The sequence below is a fragment of the Ruminococcus sp. RTP21204st1_B2_RTP21204_210225 genome (assembly GCF_040914135.1).
GTDB lineage: Bacteria > Bacillota > Clostridia > Oscillospirales > Ruminococcaceae > Hominimerdicola > Hominimerdicola aceti.
Genome location: NZ_JBCPGA010000002.1, coordinates 140,138 through 167,058 on the forward strand (window position 1 = coordinate 140,138; position 26,921 = coordinate 167,058).

Annotated in this window: 19 protein-coding genes and 1 CRISPR repeat array; of the genes, 14 read left to right on the forward strand and 5 right to left on the reverse strand. The window is 42.3% G+C overall.

The annotated features are described in order from the left end of the window. The first annotated feature begins 18 nt into the window (after positions 1-18). The 5 genes from pilM to AB5123_RS01455 all read left to right on the forward strand — a co-directional run bounded on the left by pilM (position 19) and on the right by AB5123_RS01455 (position 7,261). On the forward strand, positions 19-1,503 hold the full coding sequence (gene pilM / locus AB5123_RS01435; protein WP_329963424.1) for a pilus assembly protein PilM: 1,485 nt from the start codon (positions 19-21) through the stop codon (positions 1,501-1,503). Positions 1,504-1,505: 2 nt separating this feature from the next. Next, the gene (gene gspM, locus AB5123_RS01440; protein ID WP_347503403.1) at positions 1,506-2,216 is read left to right on the forward strand and encodes a type II secretion system protein GspM; all 711 of its coding nucleotides are present in this window, start codon (positions 1,506-1,508) and stop codon (positions 2,214-2,216) included. Between the two features lie 147 nt (positions 2,217-2,363). Continuing rightward, complete coding sequence (locus AB5123_RS01445; RefSeq protein ID WP_368364475.1) at positions 2,364-4,568, forward strand: hypothetical protein; 2,205 nt, start codon at positions 2,364-2,366, stop codon at positions 4,566-4,568. Positions 4,569-4,585: 17 nt separating this feature from the next. After that, entirely contained in the window at positions 4,586-5,395 is an 810-nt protein-coding gene (locus tag AB5123_RS01450) for a type II secretion system protein (RefSeq protein WP_022286800.1), read from the forward strand. Between the two features lie 18 nt (positions 5,396-5,413). After that, complete coding sequence (locus AB5123_RS01455) at positions 5,414-7,261, forward strand: type II secretion system protein (protein WP_368364477.1); 1,848 nt, start codon at positions 5,414-5,416, stop codon at positions 7,259-7,261. Between the two features lie 131 nt (positions 7,262-7,392). Here the strand turns inward: AB5123_RS01455 and AB5123_RS01460 are convergent, their stop codons facing one another. Next, complete coding sequence (locus tag AB5123_RS01460; protein WP_041337286.1) at positions 7,393-8,217, reverse strand: A24 family peptidase; 825 nt, start codon at positions 8,215-8,217, stop codon at positions 7,393-7,395. 159 nt (positions 8,218-8,376) lie between these two features. On the opposite strand from AB5123_RS01460, the gene AB5123_RS01465 reads away from it, so the two are divergent. Both AB5123_RS01465 and AB5123_RS01470 read left to right on the forward strand, forming a co-directional pair. Continuing rightward, on the forward strand, positions 8,377-10,056 hold the full coding sequence (locus AB5123_RS01465) for a GspE/PulE family protein (RefSeq protein WP_041337287.1): 1,680 nt from the start codon (positions 8,377-8,379) through the stop codon (positions 10,054-10,056). A 27-nt stretch (positions 10,057-10,083) separates the two neighbouring features. Then, the gene (locus tag AB5123_RS01470; RefSeq protein ID WP_022286804.1) at positions 10,084-11,154 is read left to right on the forward strand and encodes a type IV pilus twitching motility protein PilT; all 1,071 of its coding nucleotides are present in this window, start codon (positions 10,084-10,086) and stop codon (positions 11,152-11,154) included. Positions 11,155-11,224: 70 nt separating this feature from the next. On the opposite strand, the gene AB5123_RS01475 is transcribed toward AB5123_RS01470, so the two are convergent. The 4 genes from AB5123_RS01475 to AB5123_RS01490 form a co-directional block, all read right to left on the reverse strand. Further along, the gene (locus AB5123_RS01475; RefSeq protein ID WP_117923120.1) at positions 11,225-12,106 is read right to left on the reverse strand and encodes a DMT family transporter; all 882 of its coding nucleotides are present in this window, start codon (positions 12,104-12,106) and stop codon (positions 11,225-11,227) included. Beyond that, positions 12,096-12,500 (reverse strand): DUF3783 domain-containing protein, encoded by a 405-nt coding sequence (locus AB5123_RS01480; RefSeq protein WP_117923121.1) that lies wholly within the window; start codon positions 12,498-12,500, stop codon positions 12,096-12,098. Before AB5123_RS01480 ends, AB5123_RS01475 begins: the two co-directional genes overlap by 11 nt. A gap of 158 nt (positions 12,501-12,658) precedes the next feature. Next, the gene (gene yicI / locus AB5123_RS01485) at positions 12,659-15,001 is read right to left on the reverse strand and encodes an alpha-xylosidase (RefSeq protein WP_046441435.1); all 2,343 of its coding nucleotides are present in this window, start codon (positions 14,999-15,001) and stop codon (positions 12,659-12,661) included. A gap of 347 nt (positions 15,002-15,348) precedes the next feature. After that, positions 15,349-16,596 (reverse strand): CapA family protein, encoded by a 1,248-nt coding sequence (locus AB5123_RS01490; RefSeq protein ID WP_337812032.1) that lies wholly within the window; start codon positions 16,594-16,596, stop codon positions 15,349-15,351. A 263-nt stretch (positions 16,597-16,859) separates the two neighbouring features. Between AB5123_RS01490 and cas3 the strand changes: the two genes are divergently transcribed. From cas3 to cas2, 7 genes are all read left to right on the forward strand, one after another. Beyond that, a complete protein-coding gene (gene cas3, locus AB5123_RS01495) occupies positions 16,860-19,064 on the forward strand; it encodes a CRISPR-associated helicase Cas3' (RefSeq protein ID WP_337812031.1) in 2,205 nt (734 codons plus the stop codon). Positions 19,065-19,370: 306 nt separating this feature from the next. Next, entirely contained in the window at positions 19,371-20,090 is a 720-nt protein-coding gene (gene cas5c, locus AB5123_RS01500) for a type I-C CRISPR-associated protein Cas5c (protein WP_265290754.1), read from the forward strand. Beyond that, a complete protein-coding gene (cas8c, locus tag AB5123_RS01505; RefSeq protein WP_368364476.1) occupies positions 20,084-21,877 on the forward strand; it encodes a type I-C CRISPR-associated protein Cas8c/Csd1 in 1,794 nt (597 codons plus the stop codon). Before cas5c ends, cas8c begins: the two co-directional genes overlap by 7 nt. A 17-nt stretch (positions 21,878-21,894) precedes the next feature. Beyond that, the gene (cas7c, locus tag AB5123_RS01510; protein WP_117863907.1) at positions 21,895-22,761 is read left to right on the forward strand and encodes a type I-C CRISPR-associated protein Cas7/Csd2; all 867 of its coding nucleotides are present in this window, start codon (positions 21,895-21,897) and stop codon (positions 22,759-22,761) included. Continuing rightward, complete coding sequence (gene cas4, locus AB5123_RS01515) at positions 22,761-23,441, forward strand: CRISPR-associated protein Cas4 (protein WP_118158050.1); 681 nt, start codon at positions 22,761-22,763, stop codon at positions 23,439-23,441. Before cas7c ends, cas4 begins: the two co-directional genes overlap by 1 nt. Next, positions 23,434-24,456 (forward strand): type I-C CRISPR-associated endonuclease Cas1c, encoded by a 1,023-nt coding sequence (gene cas1c / locus AB5123_RS01520; protein ID WP_117891630.1) that lies wholly within the window; start codon positions 23,434-23,436, stop codon positions 24,454-24,456. Before cas4 ends, cas1c begins: the two co-directional genes overlap by 8 nt. An 11-nt stretch (positions 24,457-24,467) precedes the next feature. Next, a complete protein-coding gene (cas2, locus tag AB5123_RS01525) occupies positions 24,468-24,758 on the forward strand; it encodes a CRISPR-associated endonuclease Cas2 (RefSeq protein WP_117857740.1) in 291 nt (96 codons plus the stop codon). 159 nt (positions 24,759-24,917) lie between these two features. After that, positions 24,918-26,862: a CRISPR direct-repeat array (repeat unit 32 nt; unit sequence GTCACGCTCCACGTGAGCGTGTGAGTTGAAAT). The last annotated feature ends 59 nt before the right edge of the window (positions 26,863-26,921 follow it).

Sequence of the window (26,921 nt, forward strand, 5' to 3'; positions counted from 1 at the left end):
TAAGAGGTGAAGGAATAAATGCTATCATTTGATATTTCTGATAGACAAATCAACATTGTTAAAGGTGATAACTCCTCTAACAAGATAAGGATCGAGAGATCTTTGCAGGTGGACATTCCTGAGGATATGATCCTTAATGGTGAGGTCATCAACCTTTCAGGTCTGTCTGAGTTACTGCTCACTCAGCTCAAGGCTGAGGATATGATGGATAAGGACGCTATCGTTACTTTTTCATCGAGCAACATCGTATTCAAGGAGCTTGTAGTTCCAAAGGCAAAGGGTAATGAGTTCCTGCTTATGGTACAGAACCATATGAGCCAGGAAATGGGTATCACAGATGAGTATTCTATCTCATATACAGTAGTAGGTGAAGCAGGTGAGGATAATCCTGGTGCAGTGAAGGTGCTTGCAACAGCTTGCCCTAGTACGATAGTTGAAAGCTACAGAAAGCTTTATAACATTATGGGCATGAACCTCAGATCTGTTAACATCGGATGTAACTCTATCGCAAGAATCGTTCTTGCTGACAAGTCCAACATGGAGAAAATGCCACTGTTGGTTTGCCAGATCGATAAGAACTTCCTTGGTCTTACACTTTTTGAGAATGGACAGATGGCATTCGCCAGATACGTTCCTATCTCAGAAGAAGATTATGATTCTGACGATTATATCACTGAAGCTCTTAACGAGAACATCTTCAGAATGGAGCAGTTCAATAAGGCAAGAGGCGGTTCAGGACTTGAAAATGTTATTCTCTATGGCTTTATCGAGGACTACATCAAACTCGTTGACGCTCTTGACGGTCTTGATATAAAGGCTTCCGTTCTCGGTGTGCCTGCTCAGATCACAGGTTTCGAGAACTTCGAGTTTACAGTATTCGCTAATGCTATCGGTGCTCTCTATAAGAGAAACAAGGCTACAGAGAAGATCAACCTCCTCGAAGTCGATCAGTCCACAGGTAAGGGCGGCAACAGCGGAATGGGTTCGCTGCTCATGACAGGCGGTATCTTCGCTGCGGCAGCCGCAGTGCTTATCGCAGGTGCAACACTTGTTATTAATCTCAGGAAGAGTTCTATCGAGAAAGATATAGACAAGACTAATGATAAGATAGCTGTTTGCAATGAGAAGATCGCCCAGAACCAGATACTTCACAATAAGATGAAGATCATGCAGGATTATTCAAACTATGTTACATCAGCAAATGCAGCTCTTGAAACACTTCCGGTCGTGTCAAGTGAGATGTTTGACGACATCAAGGAAGCTCTTGGTTCTTTCAAGTATGAAGGCTTTACATATAACCTTGAAGCTGGTACAGTAACACTTACTAAGGTTGAGCTTGATGATCAGTCAGATGTAAAAACAGCAATCGATGCCCTTGTAGGTACAGGACTCTTCCAGGAAGATGTAGGATACAACGGATATTCGATCGGTGAAGACGGCAGCTCAGGCGTAACGCTTGATTCGCTGACACTTTATCTTAAAGAAGAGGGCGAGGGTGAATAATTATGAAGTTGAATTATCGTGATAAAATGATTTTGATAGTAGTATTCGTACTGCTTATAATTGTTGCAGGTTTTATGCTCTTTATTAAGCCTGCCATTGATGAGTGTAGTCAGGCAAGCAGTGATCTGGAATCAGCAAAGGTACAGCTCAGCGAGCTTGAAGATCAGGTAGACAAGGATAAGAACCTTGCCGCTGAGATTCAGACACTTTATACAAGCACCTCACAGGTCGCAGCTAACTTCTATGATTATCAGGTAGCATACAAGGCTACTGATAAGGTTCGTGAGCTTTTTAATGTTGATGATGTAAAGATCAAAAACTCCAATATGACTATTTCATCATACGGCAGCACAGTTCTTTCACCTTTTGCTTATGAGTCAACAGCAACAGCTACTGATTTTGACACTAAGGTAGATGAATACAATAATGCAAGCAAAACTGATTCATCAGCTGCAGACGCAAACACAGATGAAAATGCAGCTGATACCAATGAAACAGCTGCACAGACAATAGGTTACTATAGCCTTGACATTCAGTTCAAAAGCTCGCTTTCAGGTTTCAAGAATTTTGCTGACAACCTGACAACAAACAACGAAAAGAGCATGGTTATCCAGAATGTTAACATTGAGAATGTCAACGAAAGCGAGATCTCCGGTACAATGACACTCAATATGTACGTTTTGAAGAAGCTTGCTGATCCTTCTGCCAGCTAAGAGAAAACTATTTGGTAGGATAAGGAATATTTCTTATCCTGCCAATTAGTGCTATATAATGATTAAAAATTTTATATAAGTAATCAACTTGTGTAAAATGAAAAAAGTATAGCATAAGTGATAATAAAACTAAGAAAGGTGGTTAATATGAAGAATACTCCGAAGAGGAAACAAAGAAACAAACCCGGAGTCGTGCTTTTCACAGCGGTTGCTGTCATGCTCATGCTGTCAATACTTTTGACTGCAACTGTTTCTTATGTTTCGGTAAACAGGACAAAAACAAATGATAACTATAAGAGCAAACAGGCTTATCTGACAGCTTCATCTACTCTTGAAAGCTTTATTAATCAGATACAAACTGATACTGCTCCTACCAATGACCCTACTGCAAAGGCTCAGCAGAAAAAGGCCATAGATAACCTTAAAAAGCTGGCAAGTGCTAACAGCGGTAAGGGTACTACTACTACTGTAAGTTACAACGGCGGTGACGGTAAAAGCGATAATATCGGTACCACAAAGATAACTGTAGCACAGGAGGGTACAAGTGTTGCAAATATCGTTGTTACCTGTGAAACTACTTATCTGGGAAAAACTGAAAAGGTAGCAGCTCATATTTCCACGCAGTCAGTTACAAAGCCTGCCGAGTATACAAATACTATCGAGCTTGTTGGTAACGGCGGCGCAGGTTACGATAACCTTAACGTTATCGGTGATATGGCTGGTATCAATAATACAACTGGTAAGGTCTATAGATTTACAAACAATACCAGTATCTATGGTTCTTATCTTATGTATGGTTCTTTGGAGGTTTCAACTCAGCCTCTTATCATGCTCAAGCCTAGTCTTGTAGGTGAAAAGCAGGGTTCAACTGTTACAATTTCTGAAAACCTTGATGTTTCAAATGAATTCCGCATCAACTCCACAATGGCAAGAGCAGACGGATATAACTATGTTAATATCGGTCAGAAGCTTTCCACTTCAAACCATATGGACGTTGGTTCTTCAGGTTTTGATGTCGATTTGTTCTGTTGTGAAGCTAACATTGGCGGAAATTACTATACACAGTATGGTAACTTCTACGTTTATAAGGGCGCAGGTGCTTATAATGGCGATGCAACATTTGGTGCAAATGGTCAGACGATCAATGGCTCTCTCTATGTCGAGGGTGATCTTAATGTCACAAAGTCACTTAAGGTAACAGGCTCAGTTTATGTTACCGGCACTATCACGGGTAAAGATAAGATCGTCTGCCAGGCTTCAAATATTCATGAAGGAGCTGTTCTTAGCAAAGCAGGTCGTGACGCAAAGCCACAGATACCTGTATCTGCTGATGCCTATGTATATTATCCGGAAGATTTCTTCATGAGCAATGATACTAATGTGACAACGATCTCTGATGAATATCAGGCTTTCTATGATGGCTCAAACACTAAAACTTTCAATACCTTTGCAAGCGATCCAAGCTATTGGAATAATGTTGACTACACGCTTACTGAGCTAATAGACCTTACAGGAACAGGAGCTAAGACTCCAGTTACAAGCCGCTACAAATTGAGAATAACATCAAGCTGTACATGGGCATCTGATCTTTCGTTCAATGATTATGGCAATGGTTCAAGGATCCTCGTTGATGTTTCTGATTCTTCGGGTGATATCGTTATAAGACTTCAGAATGGTCTTAATCTTGGAGCAGAATGGTCACCTGTAATAGTTGTTAGAAATCGTTCAACTATAATTGATACGACTACAGGTGACAGAAAATACAACTGCTATTTTGTTTCAGACTCAGGCAGTGCTATTACACTTAATGGTATCGACTCAGTAACAGGCAAGTCACAGCATTCAGGCTCTAGTGCTTGTAACTATAGCTTTAAGGGACTTAAGGTATTTGATTATGATACTTACGTTCGTATGTTTGATTCTTCTGTTCTCAATAATACAAAGGGTAACCCTGGCTTACCACAGAGCGGCTTTGTTCTCAACCCTACATCTGTAGATGTTGCAGGCTCTTACAGACCGAAAAACAGCAGCATCATCTTCCTGTTTGGTGAGAACACAACACTTAACGCTACAGATCAAAGCTTCTTCCAGGGCTCATTCTATTCACCACAGGCTATCGTTAATATCGCAACAAGCGGTCTTGGCGGACTTGTGGTAACAGACTCAGCAGGCGGAAAAATGACCGTTCAGTGCTGTGCGGTCGGCGTAGTTATCGCAAACAGCTTTGGTAACGCCAATACAGCGTTCTATGTATACACTAAGCCTTCAACTACTTCTGTAATGCAGAATGCGAAGGGCGGTAAGGACGATTCAGCGTTCGGATATACTCTTGACAGATATGATCACTATTAATTGAAAGGAGTATACTCATGAAAAAGAACAGCAAAAATAAAAAGGGTATGACTCTTGTAGAGGTCATCATAGCAATGGCACTTTTGTCAGGTATGTCAGCTATGCTTGTTACAGTTGCTGTAGCGGCAAAAAAACAGAATCTTGAAAACTACTACCGCAACAATGAAATGTATACTCAGGCAGTAAATGCCGAGCAGTATAATGATAACAAGACCGTCAATATGAACGAGTTGAAGGTAAACAAGTTCTCTTCAAGTGGCAAAACTACAAATGAGTTTGCCCTTGAGGCAGACTTTGGAAGCGGTATAAAGTTCAATACTACAGCCTATGGCTTTAAAGCAAAGCTTAATAATATTGATGAAGACGCAGGCTATCAGCTCAAATTTCTTCAGGGTAAGGACATAAACATTACGCCTAATCCTGAAAAGAGCGTTTACTGGGTAAAGTTTTATAACAATTCAGGGGCAGATATGAATTTCTATGCTCTTACGCCTGAGCTTACAGGCGGAAAGTTCTTTGATGTAAATAATAACTCATCAGGAAATTCACTTCTTATCCCTATCGGTGACGGTGGAAATCAGCAGTTTGGCGTTGTGCTTTCAGGCGTAACAGGAAGCGATTATTTCGGCTTCTCACAGTCATCTGATCTTTACAGCAGCACTCCAACAGCCGATGCAGCTGCATTTAAGATCACAGATGCGACCTTTGACCATTATCTTGAAAAAGATGCGTCAGGTAAAGCTACAGGTTATGTAGTTATCCATTATATGGGTGGCTCTGATTACAAAAACCAGGCTGAATATGACGATGCACAATCAACACCATAAGGAGGGAGGATCTTGAAAATGAATAAAAACCGCAAGGGTTTTACCCTTGTTGAGCTTATCGTTGTGGTAACGATTTTCGGCGTGATCCTCGGAGCTATCCTTAATATGATCAAACCTGCAAATAATGTTTATCATGACGCTGATGCAACAATGGAAAGCAATATCATAGGTTCAGGTCTTATAGACTATCTTGATGATGAGCTTAGATATTCGACCAATGTTCTTGTGCTTAAAGATTATATTGGTGTGCCTGATGTTTCAAACTCTGGTACTATCGGTGCAAGCGGTGTGACCTATTCAAACTGTATCGTTATTGACAATAATAATCTTCGTGGCTATAGTCTGAAAAACTATTCAGGCAGCGACACGGATACAGCCGCAAAGAGAATGGGTGCAAAAGGCTGTATCCTCAATGTAGGTAATGTAAATACAGAGGGCTTAAACTTTAATAATTCTGCTGTTGCAAGAGGCGTTGATTTTTACGACAATTATAAGTTTGATATCGATGCAAGTATCAGCAAAATTGAGGAAATGTATACTCTCGACGTTTCTCTTACAGCTTATCAGCCAACATATGAGAACGGAAGCTATACTTTTACGAAAACAAAGTATAAAAAGGATGCAGCAGTAAATCTCACAAATATTAACATAGATGAAGGTGATTCATACAATGTTAATGACTATAAAGATTTCTCTGTAGCTCCTGATTATGTCACATATCCTCAGGCAACCACTGCTCCTGCAGGTTGCACAGCTCAGCAGGAAAAGTATTACAGCCTTGACGCTTCAAACACATATACTTATATTTTCTACGATAAGACAACAGTTTCAAGTTCAAAAACATACAGTGTAAAGTTTATCTACTCTGCAAGCGACCCTGATTCAACGCTTCGTGGTAAACAGATAGATACTAAGTCTGTCAAGGCGGGTACAGTTTATAAAACTCCACCTTCTATGCCATCAAGAACAGGTTATGGCACGCCTTATTGGGTAGACAGCAAGAATAACGTTGCTGATTTTACAACAGGCGTAACAATAAATAAGGATATGGTATTCTCCTGTGTTTATCCGCCTGTTGCACCGAAAGCCCAATTTAATGTAACGTTTGAGAATATCAACGGTTCTACATTTACAACAACAAAAGTCTATGATGGCGACTTTGCAAATGACCCGGGAATTCCAACTGACATGGATACTATAAAACAGGATTTTGTTAAGTGGGTATACAAATCAGATAACTCAAAGGGTCTTACTGATGTTTCTATTACAGATAGCTCAGTTGTTTTCGTTCCAGTTGTACAGAACAAGCATAAGGTTGAGTTTAAATTAAATGGTTCTTTAATAAATGCCTCAACTATTTATGTTTCTGATGGACAGTATGCAAATTATCCAGGAGCTACCCCTGTTTCGTCAGACGCTAATAAGGTTTTTTCTAAGTGGGTCGTTGAAGGTACATCAGACGAGATAACCAGTGTTACAATTACTAGAGATACAGTGTTTGAAGCTGTATTTGTTGAAAAGCCATCTTTGCCTACCAGTCAGTCGGATAGAGTTACCATTATAATTGATTGTAGTGCAGGTAATAATTATTCCTATATGTATGGATACTTTTGTAATATGAATGCTAAGATAGTCAACGAAACGGATAATGAAGTCATTGTAGACAACTTTACTGGTAATTCTAATATTGATATTTCTAAGTATAAGGGCAGAGAAGTTCGTTATGTTATAACTGCAACAATTCCTTATAACGTTCCTTGCCGTGTAAATCTTTGGGAAAAAGAGTGGCAAAATATTGATAATGCCTTTACTAATGTTACTCTTACAACCAGTGATCTTGGAAAAACATATTATGTAAAGATGTAGTTTATAGTCTTTCACGATCAGACCCCACCACGGGTCTGATTGCTGAAAAAATCCCCTTAACAGAAAACTTCTATTAAGAGGATTTTTTGAGCAAAAAAATTCCGCAGTATCAAACTGCGGAATTTGTGCAATTATCTTATTATCAGCATTGCTTCGTTCATCATCTCGTTAAGGCCAGTAAAGTCCATGTACCATGAACCGATCTGCTCTGAGTACAAAGCTGCAACAGCAATTCCTATGGAGAGATATGGACCAAATGCAAATACTGAATCACCGCTTCGGTGCTTCTGGATAAGTCCACCGATCGAGCCTGTTATCAGTCCGATAAGAAGCGCTACCAAAGCACCCTGCATTCCGAGAAACAGCCCTGCGGCTGCCATGAGATATACATCTCCCATGCCCATTGCTTTCTCATGTGTGATAAGACAAATAATAAGCAAAGGCACGCTCACAATGAAAAATCCAATCAAGTGTGATTTAAGCGTAAGTCCCGTCTGATCTCTGCAGAAGATGTATTCTGCAATACCAAGCAAACCTATGAATATCACCACATATGTGTTGATAAGCTGAGTGTCCCAGTCCATGAAGAATACAACGATAAGAGCAGAGAATAACAGACAGACAAGTGCCGCACGCAGAGGATTGAAAATTCCATTAAAATGGTAGAATACCCATAAGTAGAGCAGTGCGTTCAGCGTTTCAACTATAGTGTATCTTGCCGATATCTTTGCACCGCAGCTTCGACACTTTCCACGAAGTATGCACCAGCTTACTATCGGTATCAGGTCACGCCGTTTGATCGGCTCACCGCAGGTCATACAGTGAGAATTTCGCTTGATAAGACTCTCATTTTTCGGCAATCGATATATGCAGACATTAAGAAAACTGCCTATGCACGCTCCGAAAATGAACACAAATACATAAATGATTATGTATGATAAGGTTAAATTATCCACAGTGATCCTCCTTTGGATTCATTAGTTAATATATTAATTTTATCATACTTTCATGAAGATTACAATAGATAATATGATTTTTTTGCGGTTTTTGCACCGCAGCAGACGTTTCCGCAGCGTCGGATCCCTAAATCAATGCGGAGGATTGGAGTAATATATATGAGAAACGGCCCTATCGGTCAGTATCTGGTACAGAAAGGTCTTATAACTGAAGAACAGCTTCAGGAAGTCCTTGCCAAACAGAAGGAGCAAAAGGGAAGACTTTTTGGTGATGTCATTATTGACATGAAGCTCGTTACCGATGTTCAGTTCTGTCAGGTCCTTGCCGAGCGACTTAATGTGTCTTATATCGACCTTGATAATACTGAGCTTATGCCTGATATCGTCAAGAAGATACCGGAGGCAACTGCAAGAAAGTATAACGTCATCGCAGTCAGCAAAATAGGCAAGCGTATGACCGTTGCAACTAATGACCCTATCAACTTCTATATTTTCGAGGATCTCCGTGTTATCACAGGCTGCAGCATAACACCTGTCCTTGCCACAAAGTCATCTATCAACCGTGCAATCGGTAAGATGTACTCAGAAGGTCAGGTTAACTCCGTTGTTGACGAAGCTACAAAGCAAAAAGAGGAAGAGCTTAACCTTGAAGAGCTCAAGGATATCTCCGAGGAGAGAATTGAGAACGCTCCTATCGTTAAACTTGCTACCGCTATTGTCGAGAACGCCCAGCGTCAGGATGCAACGGATATACATATCGAGCCATTCAAGGATAAAACCGTTATCCGTATCCGTGTAAACGGCGACCTTATCGAGCTTATGACTCTTTCCGCTGCACTTCATACTTCGCTTGTTACCCGTTTCAAGATCTTGAGCGGCATGAATATCGCCGAAAAGCGTATCCCACAGGACGGTCGTATGTCACAGGTCGTTGACGGCACAACTCTTGACCTCCGTGTATCTAACCTTCCAATGGTGTACGGTGAGAAAGTCGTTCTCCGTATCCTCGCAACAGGCGATATGTCCCTTAGAAAAATAACCGACCTGGGTATGACAGATTATAACTATAAGAGATTTGAGGCGTGCCTGAAAGTGCCGCAGGGAGTTGTCCTTGTAACAGGCCCTACAGGTTCAGGTAAATCTACCACACTTTACGCCGCACTTGGCGAAATATCTAAACCAAGCAACAACGTTATCACTGTCGAAGACCCAGTCGAGAAGAAGATAGAGGGCGTAAACCAGTGCCAGATCAACGAAAAGGCAGGCATGACATTCGGTGCAGCCCTTCGTTCTATCCTCCGTCAGGACCCTGACATCATAATGGTCGGAGAAATGCGTGATACCGAAACTGCTGAGATCGCTATCCGTGCCGCTATTACAGGACACCTTGTTCTGTCAACACTTCATACCAATGACGCCGCTTCTACTGTAACAAGACTTGTGGATATGGGCGTTGAGGCATACATGGTCGCAACATCACTTATCGGTATCGTTGCTCAGCGTCTTACAAAGGTGCTTTGCCCTGAGTGCAAAAAGCCTAGAATGTCAACTGAGGAAGAAAACGAGCTTATGGGTCTTGACCATTCAGTACAGGTGTACGACCCATGTGGCTGTCCAAAGTGCAATAACACAGGATATAAGGGAAGAACCGCTATCCATGAGATCCTTCTCGCAACACCGTCTATGCAGGCTCTTATCACAAGGGGAGCAAAAGCTGACGAAATTCAGGAGCTTGCAAAGAAAGAGGGCTGTCACCTGCTTCGTGACAACGTTTCAGAGCTTGTTCAGCAAGGCAAGACCTCAATGGACGAACTTATCCGTGTAACATATGCTGTATAAAAAAGAAATATATGGAGGTAAATTCTAATGGCAATCGACATTAACAAAATTCTTGATGAAGCAAGAGCCCTTGGCTGTTCCGACCTGCACTTCACCGTAGGTATTCCGCCGATAGTTAGACAGGGCGGTAACCTGAGAAAGCTTTCCTCATATCCTGATATGACCGAGATCGAAATTCTCAAAATATGCGAGGATATGTGTACAGATAAGCAGCGTCAGTCTATCAAAGACCATATTGATACCGACTTTACATATGTATCTTCAAGAGGTTTCCGTCACCGTGTAAACGTGTATCGTCAGAGAGGAAACACGGCCATCGCTCTCCGTCTTTTGAGAAACGATATCCCGACCCTTACCGACCTTGACCTGCCACCTATCCTTGCAGAGTTCTCAATGAGACCTCGTGGACTTGTGCTTGTAACAGGCCCTACCGGTTCAGGTAAGTCAACAACTCTTGCCGCAATGATCGACCATGTAAATATCCATAAATCAGCTCATATAATCACTATCGAAGACCCTATCGAGTATATGCACGCTCATAAGAGATGTATGGTAAACCAGAGAGAGATCGGACCTGACGTACCGAGCTTCTCGCTTGCTCTCCGTGCTGCTCTCCGTGAGGACCCGGACATTATCCTCGTAGGAGAAATGCGTGACTTCGAGACTATCGAAGCTGCTGTTACCGCCGCTGAAACAGGACACCTTGTTATGAGTACACTTCATACAACGTCCGCACCGTCAACTATCGACCGTATCATCGACGTTTTCCCTGCTCACCAGCAGCATCAGATCAGAACTCAGCTTGCTTCCGTTCTTGTAGGTATCTGTACTCAGACACTTTGCCGTACATTCGACGGCACAAGCCGTGTAGCTTGCTGTGAGATTCTTAATGCAACAGACTCTATCAAAGCTATGATCCGTGACGATAAGGTGCATCTTATCGGTTCAGCTATGCAGACAGGTAAAGCAACAGGAATGCAGACCATGGATCAGGAGCTTGCAAAGCTCGTTCGTTCGAGAACGATCTCCATGGACGTTGCGCTTGAAAAGTGCGTAAACCCACAGGATCTCAAGAGATTTATCGCAGGCGGAGCTTAAACCACAATATAAATAATAAAGAGCGTTTTTACCGAGAAAGTAAAAACGCTCTTTTTTGTTTGCCTTTTTGTCAGCCCTTGACCTCGCTGTCATTGTGCCAAACATTGTTGTAAAGAAAAACAAGCACAGCCATGGCAATTATGATAAAATATCCAAGAAAGCTCCAGCCATCAGGAATATCTCCAAAAAGGAAATATCCCAAAATCGTGGTAAAAATCAACTGCGAGTAATCATAAACCGATATCTCCCTTGCAGGAGCGTGAGTGTAAGCCGCAGTTATAGCGAACTGCCCGCCTGCCGCACCTGCGCCAGCTCCCAATAAACAAAGTATTTGGAAAATCGTCATAGGGTGGAAATCTAATATTAGAAATGGCAGGGTGAACAAGCAGGAAAATCCCGAGAAGTATGCAACTATCACCGCACCATTTACTCCATGCTGTCCTAAGTATCTTACGCAAGCGTAAGCAAGTCCCGCTCCCATTCCTCCTAGAAAACCGATAAGGGCAGGGAAGAAGTCCACATTCTGAAAACTCGGCTTGATGATAAACAAGCTTCCTATAAATGCACAAACTACAGTGAAACCCTGAAAGAAAGTCAGCCGCTCTTTAAGGAAAATAAAAGAGAAAATGATAACGAAAAACGGTGACATTTTGTTTAGCATGGAAGCGTCAGACAGCACAAGATGATCTATGGCATAGAAGTTTCCAAGCATTCCTAGCGTGCCAGCAAGCGCTCTCACAAAAATGACCGCATTGTTCTTTTTGCCATCAATGTGAAAGCGTATGTGATTTTTCTTTAGCACTCCAATAGCGAAAAACAACGCCACAAAGTTTCTGAAAAAGGTCTTTTGCACCGTCGGTAAGTCTCCCGAAAGCCGCACAAATGCGAACATGAATGCAAACGAAAAAGCCGACATAATAATGTAAATAATAGCCTTGTATTTACTTTTCATCTCTGTCACCTCCGTTCATGTAAATGTGTTCACGCCGCAGCTCTTTTATAAGCTCGCCAACGTTCCACTTTTGATTGTGTGCCGTGACAATGGCTTTCAGTTCCACTGCTGAACCTTTCTCCCTGAGCTTTTTCAGTATTGGGTCAAGTGACCTGCCGTCAATGCCCGAAAAAATAAGACATTCGTCAGCAATATCCTCTCCCACTTTCTCAGACCTTTCAAAGCCCTTGAAACCGCAAAGATATCCCACCTGCTGTCCCATTATCTCATTGTCAAAGAAAACAGCCTCCGCATTTTCGCTTTTAGCAATATCTTCAATGATATCACGCTTTTGCGAACTGATATTTATGCCGATTATCTTTTTCGGTATAGCACTTCTTATTCTTGACTTCATAAAATTACTCCTCAAATCGTACTATCTATATTATACCCCGATCTCATATTTTCTTCAAGAGCAAATATACAGAATTTTTACCCTCATTTGCCCCGATTTTATGTGTGAACGCAAAAAAAATCGCCCCGATCTCTCGGAGCGATAGTTTTATTTAGTCATTAGAGTTCAATGATGACCTTGCCACTGAAGTTAGGAGCAATTTCAACAGTCTTGTCTGTGTTAGCCACAGCGATCTTGAAGCTTGCCTTTGTGTCAGTGTATTCGCATTCGATCTTGTTGCCGTGTCTTGTAGCTGTCAGCTCGAATACCTTGTTTGCCTCAGTGTCATAAATAGGGCAAACAGCAGACTTGCCGTCTTCAAGCTCGTAGATAGTGAATGTTGTACCCTCAAGATAATCATACTCTATCTGTCTTTCAAAGTTGCCATATGCAATAATGCTGTTTGGCTTAGCAAGAGCAGGTATCTCAAAGTATGAGCATTTGTGCTTATACCACTTGCCGCCCTCAAGAACCTTGCCGGTGATAATATCTGTCCACTTGCCCTCTGGAACATAGTATTCAGCGATACCCTCGTCATTAAGGATAGGAGCAACAAGAATGTTGTCGCCGAACATATACTGTCTGTCAAGCGTCAGGCAAGTTGGGTCGTCAGCAAAGTCGATGACCATTGCTCTCATTACAGGCACGCCGACCTCGTGTGTCTTGATAGCCTGAGCCCACAGATAAGGCATGAGCTTGCCCTTGAGCTTTGTGAAGAAGCGCAGAACGTCGCAGGATTCCTCATCGAAAAGCCATGGCACTCTGTATGACTGGTTACCATGCAGTCTTGAATGTGATGAGAACATACCGAACGCAGCCCATCTCTTGTAAATGTCAGGTGTAGCAGTAGCTTCAAAGCCTGCCATGTCATGTGAAGTGTAGCCGAAGCCTGAGATACAAAGTGACAGACAGCCTCTTACAACCTCAGCCATTGAGTTGTAGTTGCCTGAGCAATCTCCGCCCCAGTGAACAGGGAACTTCTGACCGCCTGCTGTAGCAGAACGAGCAAACAAGCAAGCCTTGTTCTCTCCAAAATATTCTTTCAGTACATTGAATACGCACTCATTATAAAGATATGTGTAGAAGTTGTGCATCTTGATAGGGTCAGAGCCGTCATAGTAAACAACATCTCTTGTAGGTATTCTCTCACCGAAGTCTGTCTTGAATGTGTCAACACCCATTTCGCAGAGCTTTCTCAGATATCCTGCATACCACTTGCAAGCCTCAGGATTAGTGAAGTCAACAATAGCCATACCAGGCTGCCACTCATCGCACTGGAATACAGAGCCGTCAGTTTTCTTGATGAAGTAGCCGTTCTTCATACCCTCGTCAAAGAGCTTTGAACGCTGACCAACATATGGGTTGATCCATACGCAAGTCTTAAGACCCTTGTTCTCGTGAAGTCTCTTGAGCATTGCAGGTGGGTCAGGGAACTGTGACTTGTCCCACTCAAAGTTACACCACTCAAAGCCCTTCATCCAGAAGCAGTCAAAGTGGAATACCTGAAGAGGAATATCTCTCTCAGCCATGCCATCAATAAATGATGTGATAGTCTCCTCATCATATGTTGTTGTAAATGAAGTTGTGAGCCACAGACCAAATGAGAATGCAGGCGGCAGTGAAGGCTTGCCTGTAAGGTCAGTGTAGCCCTTAAGTACGTCAGTGAGGTTAGCACCGCCGAATACATAGTATTCAAGGCTCTCACCTGGAACTGTCATGGATACCTTAGAAACAGTATCAGAGCAAACCTCATATGAAACCTTGTCAGTGCTGTTTACAAATACGCCGTAGCCCTTTGAAGAAAGATAGAATGGGATAGACTTGTAAGACTGATCGGAACAAGTACCGCCGTCAGCGTTCCAAATCTCAACGTTCTGACCGTTCTTAGTGAATGTTGTGAACTTTTCGCCGAAGCCGTAGAAATATTCGCCAACAGAAGTGTCAAACTGCTCTCTGATGTATGTTCTTGTAGGATCGGCAGGGTAGCTCCAGAATGTGTCGTCGAGCTGTGTCTGAAGTCTTGCCTGCTGCTTGTAAGCACTCTCAAAAATAACGCCTGTCGATCTCCAGCCGCCGCTTGTGAGTTTCTTATCCTTATAATAGTATGTGAAGCTCCAGTTTTCCTTAGAAACAACGAGCTTTGTGTCGCCTGTAACAAGTACGGCTTCCTTATCTGTAACAGTTACCTGTGGCTTGAAGCCCTTGTCCTCGAGAACAAAGTGCGGACCATTGTCAACATGACCCTTGTGGTGTGTGATGCTTACCTTTACGCAGTTCTCCTGAGTTGAAGTGTAAGCGATCTCAAGGTTTGCACTTCCGAGCATCATAGCTCTGTTGTATACAACGAAAGGTGTTGCCACAACGAGGAATCCGTTTTCGATCTCTTCGATCTCGAAAGCCTGATTTGCATAGTTTACTTCGTAGCCTCTCTGGTTGAGCCAGAAACCGTCAGCAAATTTCATGTAATAAACCCTCCTGTAAATTTAAAATAGTTTTCAGAATATAAAAAAATGAAAATTTTATCGGGAAGTCCGTTCCTCCCCCTTTATGTATATTTTATAGCATATTTGCCTAAATTACAATAGTAAAAAAGTGATATGTGCAAGTATTTTAATGGATTGAGCATATTTTGGTGTAAACATTTCATGAATTGATATTCACATTATATAAATTTATTAAGATATATGTAAACCTTTACACAACACCCCAAAAAAGCGGACGGCATAAAAGTCGTCCGCAGAAAAATCATATTCTTAATCAACTTTGCAAACGGAACGTCGAGGGCGCCGCCCCCTACATATTGCCCCGACTACTCAATACTAAGAAATTCATCAGGTATGTAAGACAAGCATTGCTGCACGCTCTCACGAGTGAAGCCCTCAACATAATTCTTGGCAAACAGCTCGTCAGTGTATTCCGCATAAGGATAAACAGTGCAGTTGTACCAATCGCCATAGTATGAATCACCCTCAAAGTGCGATATTATCGGTATCGCCTTAACGTTCTCGAATGTCACCTCATTGGTGTCAGGGTCCTTCACAACATTGAGCTTGCCAATAAGTCCCACAAGCGACTTTGTGTCATACATAGTGGAAATAAAGTTGCCCAAACCGTAGTAAACGAAAGCCTGTCCGCCCTCAGGCTTGTCAAGATATCCGCAAGTGCTGATAGTGTGCGCCTGCGTGCCTATTATCAGGTCAGCACCCCACTCCACAAGCTTAGGCGTTATCTCCGTCTGCTGTTCGTTAAGCTCGTTCTGTATCTCTGTGCCGTAATGACATGAAACCACAACAACGTCCGCCATTTTGTCAGCCTCTTCTATCTGAGCCTTTATCTTGTCCTCTTCATCAAGATATATCACCTGAGCACCGTCACCGCTGAGATAATTACCATTTGTGTGCTCCATATATCCCAGAAAAGCAAATTTTATGCCGTTGACTTCCATGGTCTTGATAGTGTCAGCGTCCTCTTGTGAACGGTAAGCACCGTAATGCACAATGCCCTTTGTGTCCCAGTAATCAAGAGAGCTTATAAGCCCCTCTTCACCTTGGTCGAGAACATGATTGTTTGACATAGAAACCACATTGAAGCCCATGTCAACTATTTTGTCGCCCACAGCAGTTGGCGATGCGAACATAGGATAGCTTTGTGGTTCAACGCTGTCTGTAACAAGCGTTTCCTGATTGATTATAGCCACATCAGTGCCTTCTATGTACTTTGTAACGTGTTCATAAGCCTGCGTGAAATCATATTTTTCACCACCGCCAAGCTTTAGCGCCTCATTATAAATGTTGTCGTGTATAAGGTTGTCGCCCACGCAAACCAGCGAGCAGGTGTAGCTTGGCTGTTCCTTTTCTTCTTCATTCACCTCGACCTCTTTTTTGCTGGAGCTGTCCTCAGTTTTTTTGACTTCCGCTTTGCTCTCGGTTTCGGTCACTGTCAAAGCGTTTCCGTCAAGCTTGCTCGTGTCAAGCTTACCGCATGATACAGCACTCAGCGACAACATCGCCGAAAGAGCCACTACTGTGATCTTATTGTATAAAAGTCTGTACTTCATATAAATTCCTCTCATAACATTTTAAAAAAATACAAATTTACTTACAGTTTAATTTTAACACATTTTTAAATAATAATCAAGTCGAATTTTCAAAATGTCGGATGCTTTATGTTGACCTGCATACTATAGTGCATTATAATGAAAATATAACAATTTGTACAAATGTTTGTTTATGTGTACAAAAATTTTCCCCACAAGTATTAAATTGTATGCTATAATAAAATAACATAGATAAACTTGTATATCTAAAAGGAGGAATGACCATGGAATTTTATGCACATACCCGTGAGGACGGTGAAAGGCAAACTGTAAAAGCCCACCTTATAGGCGTAAGCAAATTGGCGGAGGGCTTTTCAGTAGACTTTCTGAAACCTTTAGCTAAAAAAGCGTCTTATGATCACGACACAGGAAAATACGCCCTTAAATATCAATGGCGATTGGACGACGATAATATAAAGTTCAGCCACGCTGCCTGCGGAGCACTAGAGTATAAAAAGTTTGCAGATAAAAACGATTGTTTCGCACCCCTTATGGAGTATTGCATCGCAGGACACCACACAGGACTTATGGACGGCGGCACAGGCGCAGACAACTCTGACAGCCCAACCTTAAACGGTACACTAAAAAGAGCAGACGAATATACAGGGGATAGTGACTACAGCGCATACGCCACTGAAATAGAATTTGCCACCCTAACTCAGGAAGAAATAACACCGCCATTAAATGAACTGCTTTCTGCAAAAGACCCCACCGAGCTTATCGAGCGTTACGCCTTTTTCACCAAGTACGTGTTCTCTTGCCTGACAGACGCAGATTTTCTCGATACCGAAATATTTTGCAATAAAAATGTTGAACGTGGCATGAGCGGTGATTTTGAAAAGGCACTTGATAAACTGAACAGAGAATTAAGTGATATGCCGTCAGATAACCCGTTAAGGCAAGCAAGAAGCCGTATCCAGCAACAAGCTTTTGATAATTCGGTCAATAAAAGTCATATTTCAATTCTTGATATGCCAACAGGTAGCGGAAAAACCTTATGTAGTTTGAAACTAGCCTTAGAGAGCGGAAAGAAGAGAATCATATACGTCATACCTTACACAAGTATAATAGAACAGACCGCTAATAAGTTTGAAAAAATGTTCGGCGACGTTCTCCCTGTCCTACAGCATCATTCAAACTATTCCTATGACGGCAACACAGAGGAAGAAAAGAAAACCGTAGAGAAGCTCAAAAGGACCTGCGAAAATTGGGACGCACCACTTATAATCACCACAAGCGTGCAATTTTTTCAATCCATATACCATTATAAAGGCTCAGCACTGCGAAAGCTCCACAATCTCCGTGACAGCGTGATAGTTTTTGATGAAATACACCTTATTCCAACGGAACTTCTTCGTCCCTGCCTTAAAGCTGTGGGCTATATAACAAAGTATCTTAACAGCGAAGCCCTTTTTCTCTCCGCCACAATGCCCGATTATTCTAAGCTTTTTGATAAGTTCCTGCCTGATGTGAACTATAATAAGCTTGTTACCGACCGAACCAATTTTAAGTATTTCAAGAAATGCGAATATAAAGACATGGGCAAAACCACTCTTGAAACCATTGCAGAAAATGCCTCTCGGTGTAAAAATGCTCTGATCGTTGTGAATACCAAGAAAACAGCGGCAGAGCTTTACAATCTTGTTCAAGGTGAAAAATATCACCTTTCCGCCAATATGACCCCAGCCCACAGAAGCCGTGTCATAGAAGTAGTAAGAAAGAAGCTTAAAAAGGGCGAGTATATCACAGTAGTTTCAACTTCACTTGTAGAAGCAGGCGTTGACCTTGACTTTAACACAGTTTTCCGCCAGCTTTCAGGATTAGACAGTATTTTGCAGGCAGGGGGCAGATGTAATCGTGAGGGTAAAGATGCCAAGGGCTATGTGTACGTTTTTGACATTGACGAAACATACCGCAAGGGAAGCGACCTTGCCATGAGAATTAACAAGACTAAAGGTTTGCTGGAAAAGTACCAAGATATAACTTCCTATGATTGTATTAAAGAATACTACGACGGAATTTTCGACTTCAACCAAAGTCGTATAGCTGAAAACTCTATTGCGAAATATAACGAACAAAGCAACTCATTCGACCGCCAAGGCTTAATGTCACCATACAGCATACCATTCCGAAGCTACGCAATGCAGTTTGAATATATCTCCGCCGACACTATCTCTCTCGTTATCGACGATCCTAACGACCAGACTTGCCATAAACTTGTTGAAACCTTGCGTAATGGTGATATGTCAGTAAGAAGAGCATTGCAGAAATATTCAGTGTCTGTCTATATGAACGTTTTCAAGGATCTTTATTCTCAGGGTGTTCTCAAAGATCACGGCACAGGCATATTCATTCTTGAAAATCAAAGTTATTATAATAATGAAACAGGTTTGGACACCCAAGCCGCAATGCAGGATTATTTCATCTAAAACAAATGGCAGGCTGCCACCAAGACAGTCTGCCACTTGCTGCATTCCATATCGTACCGAATACGAATATTTTTCAACTCACATATGCGTAAAGCATAGACAAGTATATTATACAAACATTATTTTAAAAAGTCAACTTTTTTATACCACAAACCATTGAACGTAGAATTGTGAAATATGCCTAAAATCCGACACTTTTTTTATACATGAAAACTATTGACATTTTATTCATAATGGAGTATCATATATGTAGAGCGAAAGTAATGTACCAAATACTAATATAAGCTTAAAAGGAGTGATGCTAAAATGAGCTATGGTTTTAAGACCATCGTGACAGGTGACTACGCTTGCTTCTCAAGACCTGAAATGAAAGTTGAGAGGGTGAGTTACGACGTACCCACACCAAGCGCACTGGAGGGACTTATCAAATCAGTATATTGGAAGCCTGCCGTGCGCTATCAGATAAACAAAATAGTGGTGTTCAACCCTATCGAGTTTACCAATATCCGACGAAACGAGGTCAAAGATAAGCTGTTGTTATCATCAGTGAAACAGCAAATGAAAGGCGGAGGCTCAGCGGAGATGTACACCTCGGAGATACGAAGTCAGCGTGCGGCAATGGTGTTGAAAAATGTGAAATACGGTATCGAGTTCACGTTTGAGCGCACCTATCTTAAATCAGACCACCCCGACGAATCTGATGAGAAGCATTATAATATAATGCTCAGACGTCTCAGAAACGGCCAGCATTTCAGACAGCCATGCCTTGGCTGCCGTGAATTTGCAATAAAGAGTATTGAACTTGTTGACGACTTTGACCTTACACAGATAGCACCGCAAAATATGGGTGATAAAGACCTTGGCTTTATGCTTTACGGCATGAAGTTTGAGGACGGAGGCAAGCCTGTCAATAATGATTGGAACGACCCTAAGTTTTCTGACAAGGCCGACGCAGTTTTCTACCGTCCACATATGATAGACGGTGTTATTGATGTTGCAAAATACAGGGAGGAGATTAAATGCTGATTAAAGCCTTGTGCGATTACAGTGCTTTGCAGGAGAATAAAACTCCTGCAGGCTATTGTAAGCAAGCCATACACTTTGAAATTCTTCTTACCCCCGAGGGCAAGATAGCCGCAATAAACGATTTGAGAGTACCCCGAATTATCCCTCTGAAAAATAAAAAGACAAAAACAGTCTATGATCCAGTAATGGAACAGCTTCCTGTAAGAACGCAGAAACCGGGCATAGACAAAAACACGATCGAACACAGACCACTCTACATATTCGGTCTGAACTATGATAAAGGAACTTTGACCCCTACAGACGCTACCAACAAAGCGGCAAAATCACACAATTGCTTTTGCGAATGGAATGAGAAGTTCTTTGAGAATATCGACTCACCTATCTGCAAAGCCTATCTTAATTTTATCCGTACATGGAAACCTGAGCAGGAAACCCAAAACCCACACCTTCTTGCCCTAGGCAAGGAGTATTCAAGCTCCTACTATGAGTTTGGACTTGACGGCTCACCTGAAACTAAGCTTCACAATGACAGCAAATTCAAAGCTGCCTATGAAGGTTACTTCGCCCAGCTTAACGCCGACAGCGACAGTGACGATACCGAACTATCCACCTGTTCCATTCTTGGTGAGAAGCTTCCGCAAGCCCGTATCCATGATAAAATAAAGGGTATCAAAGGTGGAATGTCCTCAGGCTGTGTTCTCGTTGGAATGAAAGAATCTGCCTTTGAGTCCTATGGCAAGAAGCAGTCATACAACAGCAATGTTTCTGAGAAAGCCATGAAAATGTATACCTCTGCGCTTAATTCTCTGCTTGCTGACAGAAGCCATTACAAGACTTTTGACGATATGACAATAGTTTATTTCGCAATGAAGAAGAACGATGCAGAAGAATGCAATATGTTTGCCGGTATGTTCAGCGGATTTGAGGACGAATTAAATAAAACCGTTGTGACCGAAGCCGACCGAAACATAAACACTGTCATGACCCAGCTTAAACAGGGCAGGACAGCCGATATGCCTTATGACCCTAACGTAGAATTTTACGTTGCAGGCTTCACACCCAACAGCTCCAGAATATCCCAGAAGTTCATCTTCCACGATAAGTTCGGCAGGATATTTGACAATGTACTCAAACATCAGCAGGATATTTCATTTACTGAGGGTCAGCATCAAGTAAGCATTGAACGTATCAAGCGTGAGCTTATCTCACCAAAATCGTCCAAAGAAAAAGTTCCGTCACCTCTCACCGCCGCACTTTTTGAAGCAATACTCAAAGGCACAAGATACCCTGACGAACTGCTTTCCACAGTAATAACAAGGGTCAAGACCGACAGTGACGAGGAGAACAACCATTTTATAAAACTCAATGATACAAGGGCAGGCTTGATAAAAGGCTGCATAAACCGTAAACAAAATAAGGAGGAGATCAAAATGTCATTAGACCTTGAAAACCAAAATCAGGCTTATCTCTGCGGAAGACTTTTCGCAGTGCTTGAAAAGATTCAGCAGGACGCTTCAGGCGGAGGACTTAACAGAACAATTAAGGACTCATACTTTGCTTCTGCGTGCTCAAAACCGTCAACAGTTTTTCCAAAGCTGTATAAGCTTTCACAAAACCATATCAAGAAGCTTTCAAGCCCAATATTCTATAACAAACTCTGCGGAGAGATACTTGACGGACTTGACGGCAAATTCCCGTCTACACTCTCCCTAGACGATCAGGGCAGATTTATTGTAGGATATGCACAGCAGAATAAAGCGCTTTACACCAAAAAATCAGAAGAATAAAGAAAGGACGAAATATTATGGAAAACGCAATCAAGAACAGATATGAATTTGTAATGCTTTTTGACGTTGAGAACGGCAACCCAAACGGCGACCCTGACGCAGGCAATATGCCTAGAACAGACCCTGAAACAAGCCTCGGTATCGTTACAGACGTGTGCCTTAAGAGAAAGATAAGAAACTTTGTAGAGCTTACCAAAGAGGGCGAAGCAGGCTACAATATCCTTATCAAGGCAGACAAAGCCCTCAATACAAAGTTCACCGAAGCCTATAACACCCTTGGTCTTGCCACAAAGCAGAAAGGCAAGAATCCTGATGACGTTAAGCAGGCTCGTGACTATATCTGTCAGAACTACTTTGACGTAAGAACTTTCGGTGCAGTAATGAGTACGGGCGATGACCCGTGCGGTATTGTAAGAGGTCCTGTACAGCTCAACTTTGCAAGAAGTATCGACCCTGTTTTTGCTCAGGATATCACAATCACAAGACAGGCAAGAACAACAGAAGACAGACAGCAGAGCGGTGAGACCGAAATGGGCAAAAAGAGCATAATCCCATACGCTCTCTATCGTGGCGAGGGCTATGTTTCCGCAATGCTCGCTCAGAAGATAACAGGCTTTAGTGAGGACGACCTTGAGCTTCTTTGGACATCTATCATCAATATGTTCGAGCATGACAGAAGCGCCGCAAGAGGAAAGCTTTGTATGCGTAAGCTTATCGTGTTCAAGCATGACTCCGCCCTGGGCAATGCCCCTGCACATATCCTCTTTGACAAGGTGTCAGTTAAGCTCAAAGACGGCGTGACAACACCAAGACATTACTCAGACTATGATATCTCCATAGATAAGGATATGCCTGAGGGCGTTACCCTTATTGAAAAGCTCTGATGAGCGAAGATGTAACTATCAATATCCGTGACATACAGCATTATATGTATTGTCCACGCAGGTTTGCTCTTTTAGAAGTTAATGACGACTGGGCTGAAAACGCCTTTGTCGTCAAAGCAAACCTCCTCCATGAGAACGTCCACAGCGGCGAGCGCAACTTTGAAAATAAGCATAAGATCGTCCGAAGTGACGTGTCAGTGTATAACGATGACCCTAAGTACAATATTTTCGGAGTTGTAGATTGTATCGAGTTTGTCCGTGATAAAAGCGGCGACTATATAGATACCCTGGACGGCACATTTCGTGTGGAAATTGTGGAGTATAAACCCACCAGACCCAAAGCAGGGGAGTTCAATCAGACCGACGCTATACAAGTCTATGCGCAGAAGCTTTGCGTGGATAACGTATTTCATTGCAATAGCCGATGTTTTCTGTACTATGCAGATGTGCGCAGACGATCAGAATTGCCCTTTGATACTCAGGGCGCAGAGTATGATAAAATGCTTTGCGACTATCTTGGAAAAATGCGTGAGATACTTGCAGCGGATATTATTCCAAAGCGTGTAAAAGGTCAGAAATGTTCAGGCTGTTCACTGTCGGATATGTGCTTTCCAAAAGTGAAGAAATATAGCGTGAAAAATACGATTTTCTCCATGAACGGAGGCGAAAACAATGCGTAAACTGCTCAATTCACTTTATATTCTCGAAGAAACTGCCTACCTCACACTTGACGGCGAAAACATAGTGTGCAGGGCAGAGGACAGCGAGAAGTTCCGTGTGCCTTTTACTAATATCGAGGATATCTATATTTTCAGCTATTCTGGCTGTTCACCTGCGCTTATGGGCAAGTGTGCAGAATATGGCATAGCCGTTAATTTTATTTCTCCTCAAGGTAAATTTCTCGCAAGAGTTCAGGGCAAAACAAAGGGCAACGTCTATCTGCGAAAAGAGCAGTTTGAGCTTTTTTCTACCCCTCAGCTCGACCTTATCAGGAATACTGTCGCCGCAAAGCTTTCAAATACACGTTATCTTATCAGACGTTCGCTCCACGATAACCCGGATATAAACAGTGACGGAGCGCTTACAGATTGTATAAAATATCTTGAAAACGGCATAAAGACCGTCTATGAAACTGCCGATAAAGATATCATCATGGGTATAGAGGGAAGCTGTGCAAAGGCATATTTTGATATATTTGACCGACTGATACTCCACCAAAAAGAAGATTTTTACCTTGCCAACCGCACCAAACGCCCACCCCTCGACAGAGTAAACGCCATGCTCTCGTTTCTGTATACTATCGCAATTTCATCATATACATCAGCCCTTGAAAGCGTAGGACTTGATAGCTGCCTCGGCTTTTACCACGCCCTGCGTTCAGGCAGAAGCAGCCTGTCCTGCGACCTTGTAGAGGAATTTCGTTGCGTGGTGGAGCGACTTGTGCTTACCATGATAAACTTGAAAATGATAAAGCCCGAGGACTTTGAAACTCAGGTCAGTGGCGCAGTATATCTCTCCAAAGAGGGCAAGAAAAAAGTCCTCACCGCATGGCAGGAGCGTAAGCGCACAAGCATAGTCCACCCATATCTGGGCGAAAAGATACAGCAAGGGCTACTCCCATATGTGCAAAGCTCGCTTCTCGCAAAATATATCCGTGGCGAGCTAGACGAGTACCCGAACTATTTGCTGAAATAGAGGTGATATAAATGATGACCTTAGTAAGCTATGACGTGTCTACCACGGATAATAAGGGCAAAACAAGGCTCAGAAAAGTATCGAAAGAGTGTCAAAATTATGGTCAGCGAGTGCAGAACAGCGTGTTTGAAATAGACGTAGACTATGGCACTTTTCTGAAAGTGAAAGATAAACTTCTGAAAATAATAGACCCAAAGCATGATAGTCTGCGGATATATTACTTAGGAAACAATTGGAAGCATAGAATAGAACACTACGGCATCAAAGAAACCTATGACCCCGAAGGCGTCCTAATATTTTGACCAGCGTACCCCAAGTGATCCACAAATCCCTAGTAAGTTCGCATGAAAATGCCATGCTATTTGTGAACGCACAGTGAACAAAATCAAACCGATACCCATTAAATAAAAAAATAAGTCCGCATCACGTTGAGCAAGCACCAGATATACACAACATCAAGTGTCACGCTCCACGTGAGCGTGTGAGTTGAAATGAAAAAATTAACAAAATGTTTGGTACAAGCATGTCACGCTCCACGTGAGCGTGTGAGTTGAAATACCAGATACCATTGATGAACAGGTGATGAACTTTGTCACGCTCCACGTGAGCGTGTGAGTTGAAATATGCTCTTATGGATAAAGATTTTTTGAGATATGCGTCACGCTCCACGTGAGCGTGTGAGTTGAAATGCAAAAGTTTGTAAAATTATTAATACTGGTGTTGTCACGCTCCACGTGAGCGTGTGAGTTGAAATAGTCGCTTTGTTATCTAGCGAATTTCTAGTTACGTCACGCTCCACGTGAGCGTGTGAGTTGAAATATACTAATAGCGTGTTTGCTTTGTGCGTTTATCCGTCACGCTCCACGTGAGCGTGTGAGTTGAAATATACCACTTAGCATTAAACTGCATTTCAAATCAAGTCACGCTCCACGTGAGCGTGTGAGTTGAAATTTGTAAATGGTTGCATTGGATATTTTTTTCTAATCGTCACGCTCCACGTGAGCGTGTGAGTTGAAATTTAGCGGTTATTTTGACCGCTATACGATTAAATCCGTCACGCTCCACGTGAGCGTGTGAGTTGAAATTAACACTGATTTTCCTTGCTTCTTCACTAAATATTGTCACGCTCCACGTGAGCGTGTGAGTTGAAATGACAATGAAATTGTAATATCATTCGTTTCATAGGTCACGCTCCACGTGAGCGTGTGAGTTGAAATTTTATTGACAGACCCGTGTTTTTGGCAATGCTTGTCACGCTCCACGTGAGCGTGTGAGTTGAAATTGATGGTTGATATGTCAAAAGGTTATGTATGGTGTCACGCTCCACGTGAGCGTGTGAGTTGAAATCTTGGCCAGCAATATATTGATGTACAGTCACGAGTCACGCTCCACGTGAGCGTGTGAGTTGAAATGCCTTTGCTTGTCGGAACTTAGCTTTGCCGTTGCGTCACGCTCCACGTGAGCGTGTGAGTTGAAATTCAAAGACGGTTTTGCGGACGTGACCGCCACATGTCACGCTCCACGTGAGCGTGTGAGTTGAAATTTGGCAGCGTTTAAAACGCTTTGCGGGATTCTATAGTCACGCTCCACGTGAGCGTGTGAGTTGAAATGACAAGGCGCTGAAAGAAACAAACAAAAAGAGCCGTGTCACGCTCCACGTGAGCGTGTGAGTTGAAATATTCAGTGGGACGGTCAGAAGCGTGTATTCCAGCCGGTCACGCTCCACGTGAGCGTGTGAGTTGAAATACACCATATTTTGGTACAACACCTACATCAACAAGGTCACGCTCCACGTGAGCGTGTGAGTTGAAATGACAGAAACTGAGGAAACCCCTACAGAGGAAGAGGTCACGCTCCACGTGAGCGTGTGAGTTGAAATTTTAGGGTTGCAACGTTTTAACTATCATTTTGTGTCACGCTCCACGTGAGCGTGTGAGTTGAAATTATCATTGGAATATAATCCCATCGAAAACTATTCGTCACGCTCCACGTGAGCGTGTGAGTTGAAATATAAGCGTAACGCTTTGCACCTAACGTCTTGAATGTCACGCTCCACGTGAGCGTGTGAGTTGAAATTTGGATTGTAAATACTTGTAACCCTTGGATTAGCGTCACGCTCCACGTGAGCGTGTGAGTTGAAATAATATTAGCTGACAATTTTTGATAATTTTTAGCAGGTCACGCTCCACGTGAGCGTGTGAGTTGAAATTGTTATATTTTGTATTATATTCTATTTTTTTACGGTCACGCTCCACGTGAGCGTGTGAGTTGAAATATTTAATGCAAAAATCACGTTCACAACAGTACAGTCACGCTCCACGTGAGCGTGTGAGTTGAAATAATTTAAGAGATTGTCAAACCTACAAGATAGCATGTCACGCTCCACGTTGTAGTGCTACAATAGATATTGGACAAAATTAAGAAAAAAGAAAAGAGAGATAGGCAAAAATCTGATAAAATAAAGT

Excerpts from the sequence above, each read along its gene's own strand:
- pilM (WP_329963424.1), top strand. The coding sequence starts at position 19 with ATGCTATCATTTGATATTTCTGATAGACAAATCAACATTGTTAAAGGT.
- gspM (WP_347503403.1), top strand. The coding sequence starts at position 1,506 with ATGAAGTTGAATTATCGTGATAAAATGATTTTGATAGTAGTATTCGTA.
- AB5123_RS01445 (WP_368364475.1), top strand. The coding sequence starts at position 2,364 with ATGAAGAATACTCCGAAGAGGAAACAAAGAAACAAACCCGGAGTCGTG.
- AB5123_RS01450 (WP_022286800.1), top strand. The coding sequence starts at position 4,586 with ATGAAAAAGAACAGCAAAAATAAAAAGGGTATGACTCTTGTAGAGGTC.
- AB5123_RS01455 (WP_368364477.1), top strand. The coding sequence starts at position 5,414 with ATGAATAAAAACCGCAAGGGTTTTACCCTTGTTGAGCTTATCGTTGTG.
- AB5123_RS01465 (WP_041337287.1), top strand. The coding sequence starts at position 8,377 with ATGAGAAACGGCCCTATCGGTCAGTATCTGGTACAGAAAGGTCTTATA.
- AB5123_RS01470 (WP_022286804.1), top strand. The coding sequence starts at position 10,084 with ATGGCAATCGACATTAACAAAATTCTTGATGAAGCAAGAGCCCTTGGC.
- AB5123_RS01475 (WP_117923120.1), bottom strand. The coding sequence starts at position 12,106 with ATGAAAAGTAAATACAAGGCTATTATTTACATTATTATGTCGGCTTTT.
- AB5123_RS01480 (WP_117923121.1), bottom strand. The coding sequence starts at position 12,500 with ATGAAGTCAAGAATAAGAAGTGCTATACCGAAAAAGATAATCGGCATA.
- yicI (WP_046441435.1), bottom strand. The coding sequence starts at position 15,001 with ATGAAATTTGCTGACGGTTTCTGGCTCAACCAGAGAGGCTACGAAGTA.
- AB5123_RS01490 (WP_337812032.1), bottom strand. The coding sequence starts at position 16,596 with ATGAAGTACAGACTTTTATACAATAAGATCACAGTAGTGGCTCTTTCG.
- cas3 (WP_337812031.1), top strand. The coding sequence starts at position 16,860 with ATGGAATTTTATGCACATACCCGTGAGGACGGTGAAAGGCAAACTGTA.
- cas5c (WP_265290754.1), top strand. The coding sequence starts at position 19,371 with ATGAGCTATGGTTTTAAGACCATCGTGACAGGTGACTACGCTTGCTTC.
- cas8c (WP_368364476.1), top strand. The coding sequence starts at position 20,084 with ATGCTGATTAAAGCCTTGTGCGATTACAGTGCTTTGCAGGAGAATAAA.
- cas7c (WP_117863907.1), top strand. The coding sequence starts at position 21,895 with ATGGAAAACGCAATCAAGAACAGATATGAATTTGTAATGCTTTTTGAC.
- cas4 (WP_118158050.1), top strand. The coding sequence starts at position 22,761 with ATGAGCGAAGATGTAACTATCAATATCCGTGACATACAGCATTATATG.
- cas1c (WP_117891630.1), top strand. The coding sequence starts at position 23,434 with ATGCGTAAACTGCTCAATTCACTTTATATTCTCGAAGAAACTGCCTAC.
- cas2 (WP_117857740.1), top strand. The coding sequence starts at position 24,468 with ATGATGACCTTAGTAAGCTATGACGTGTCTACCACGGATAATAAGGGC.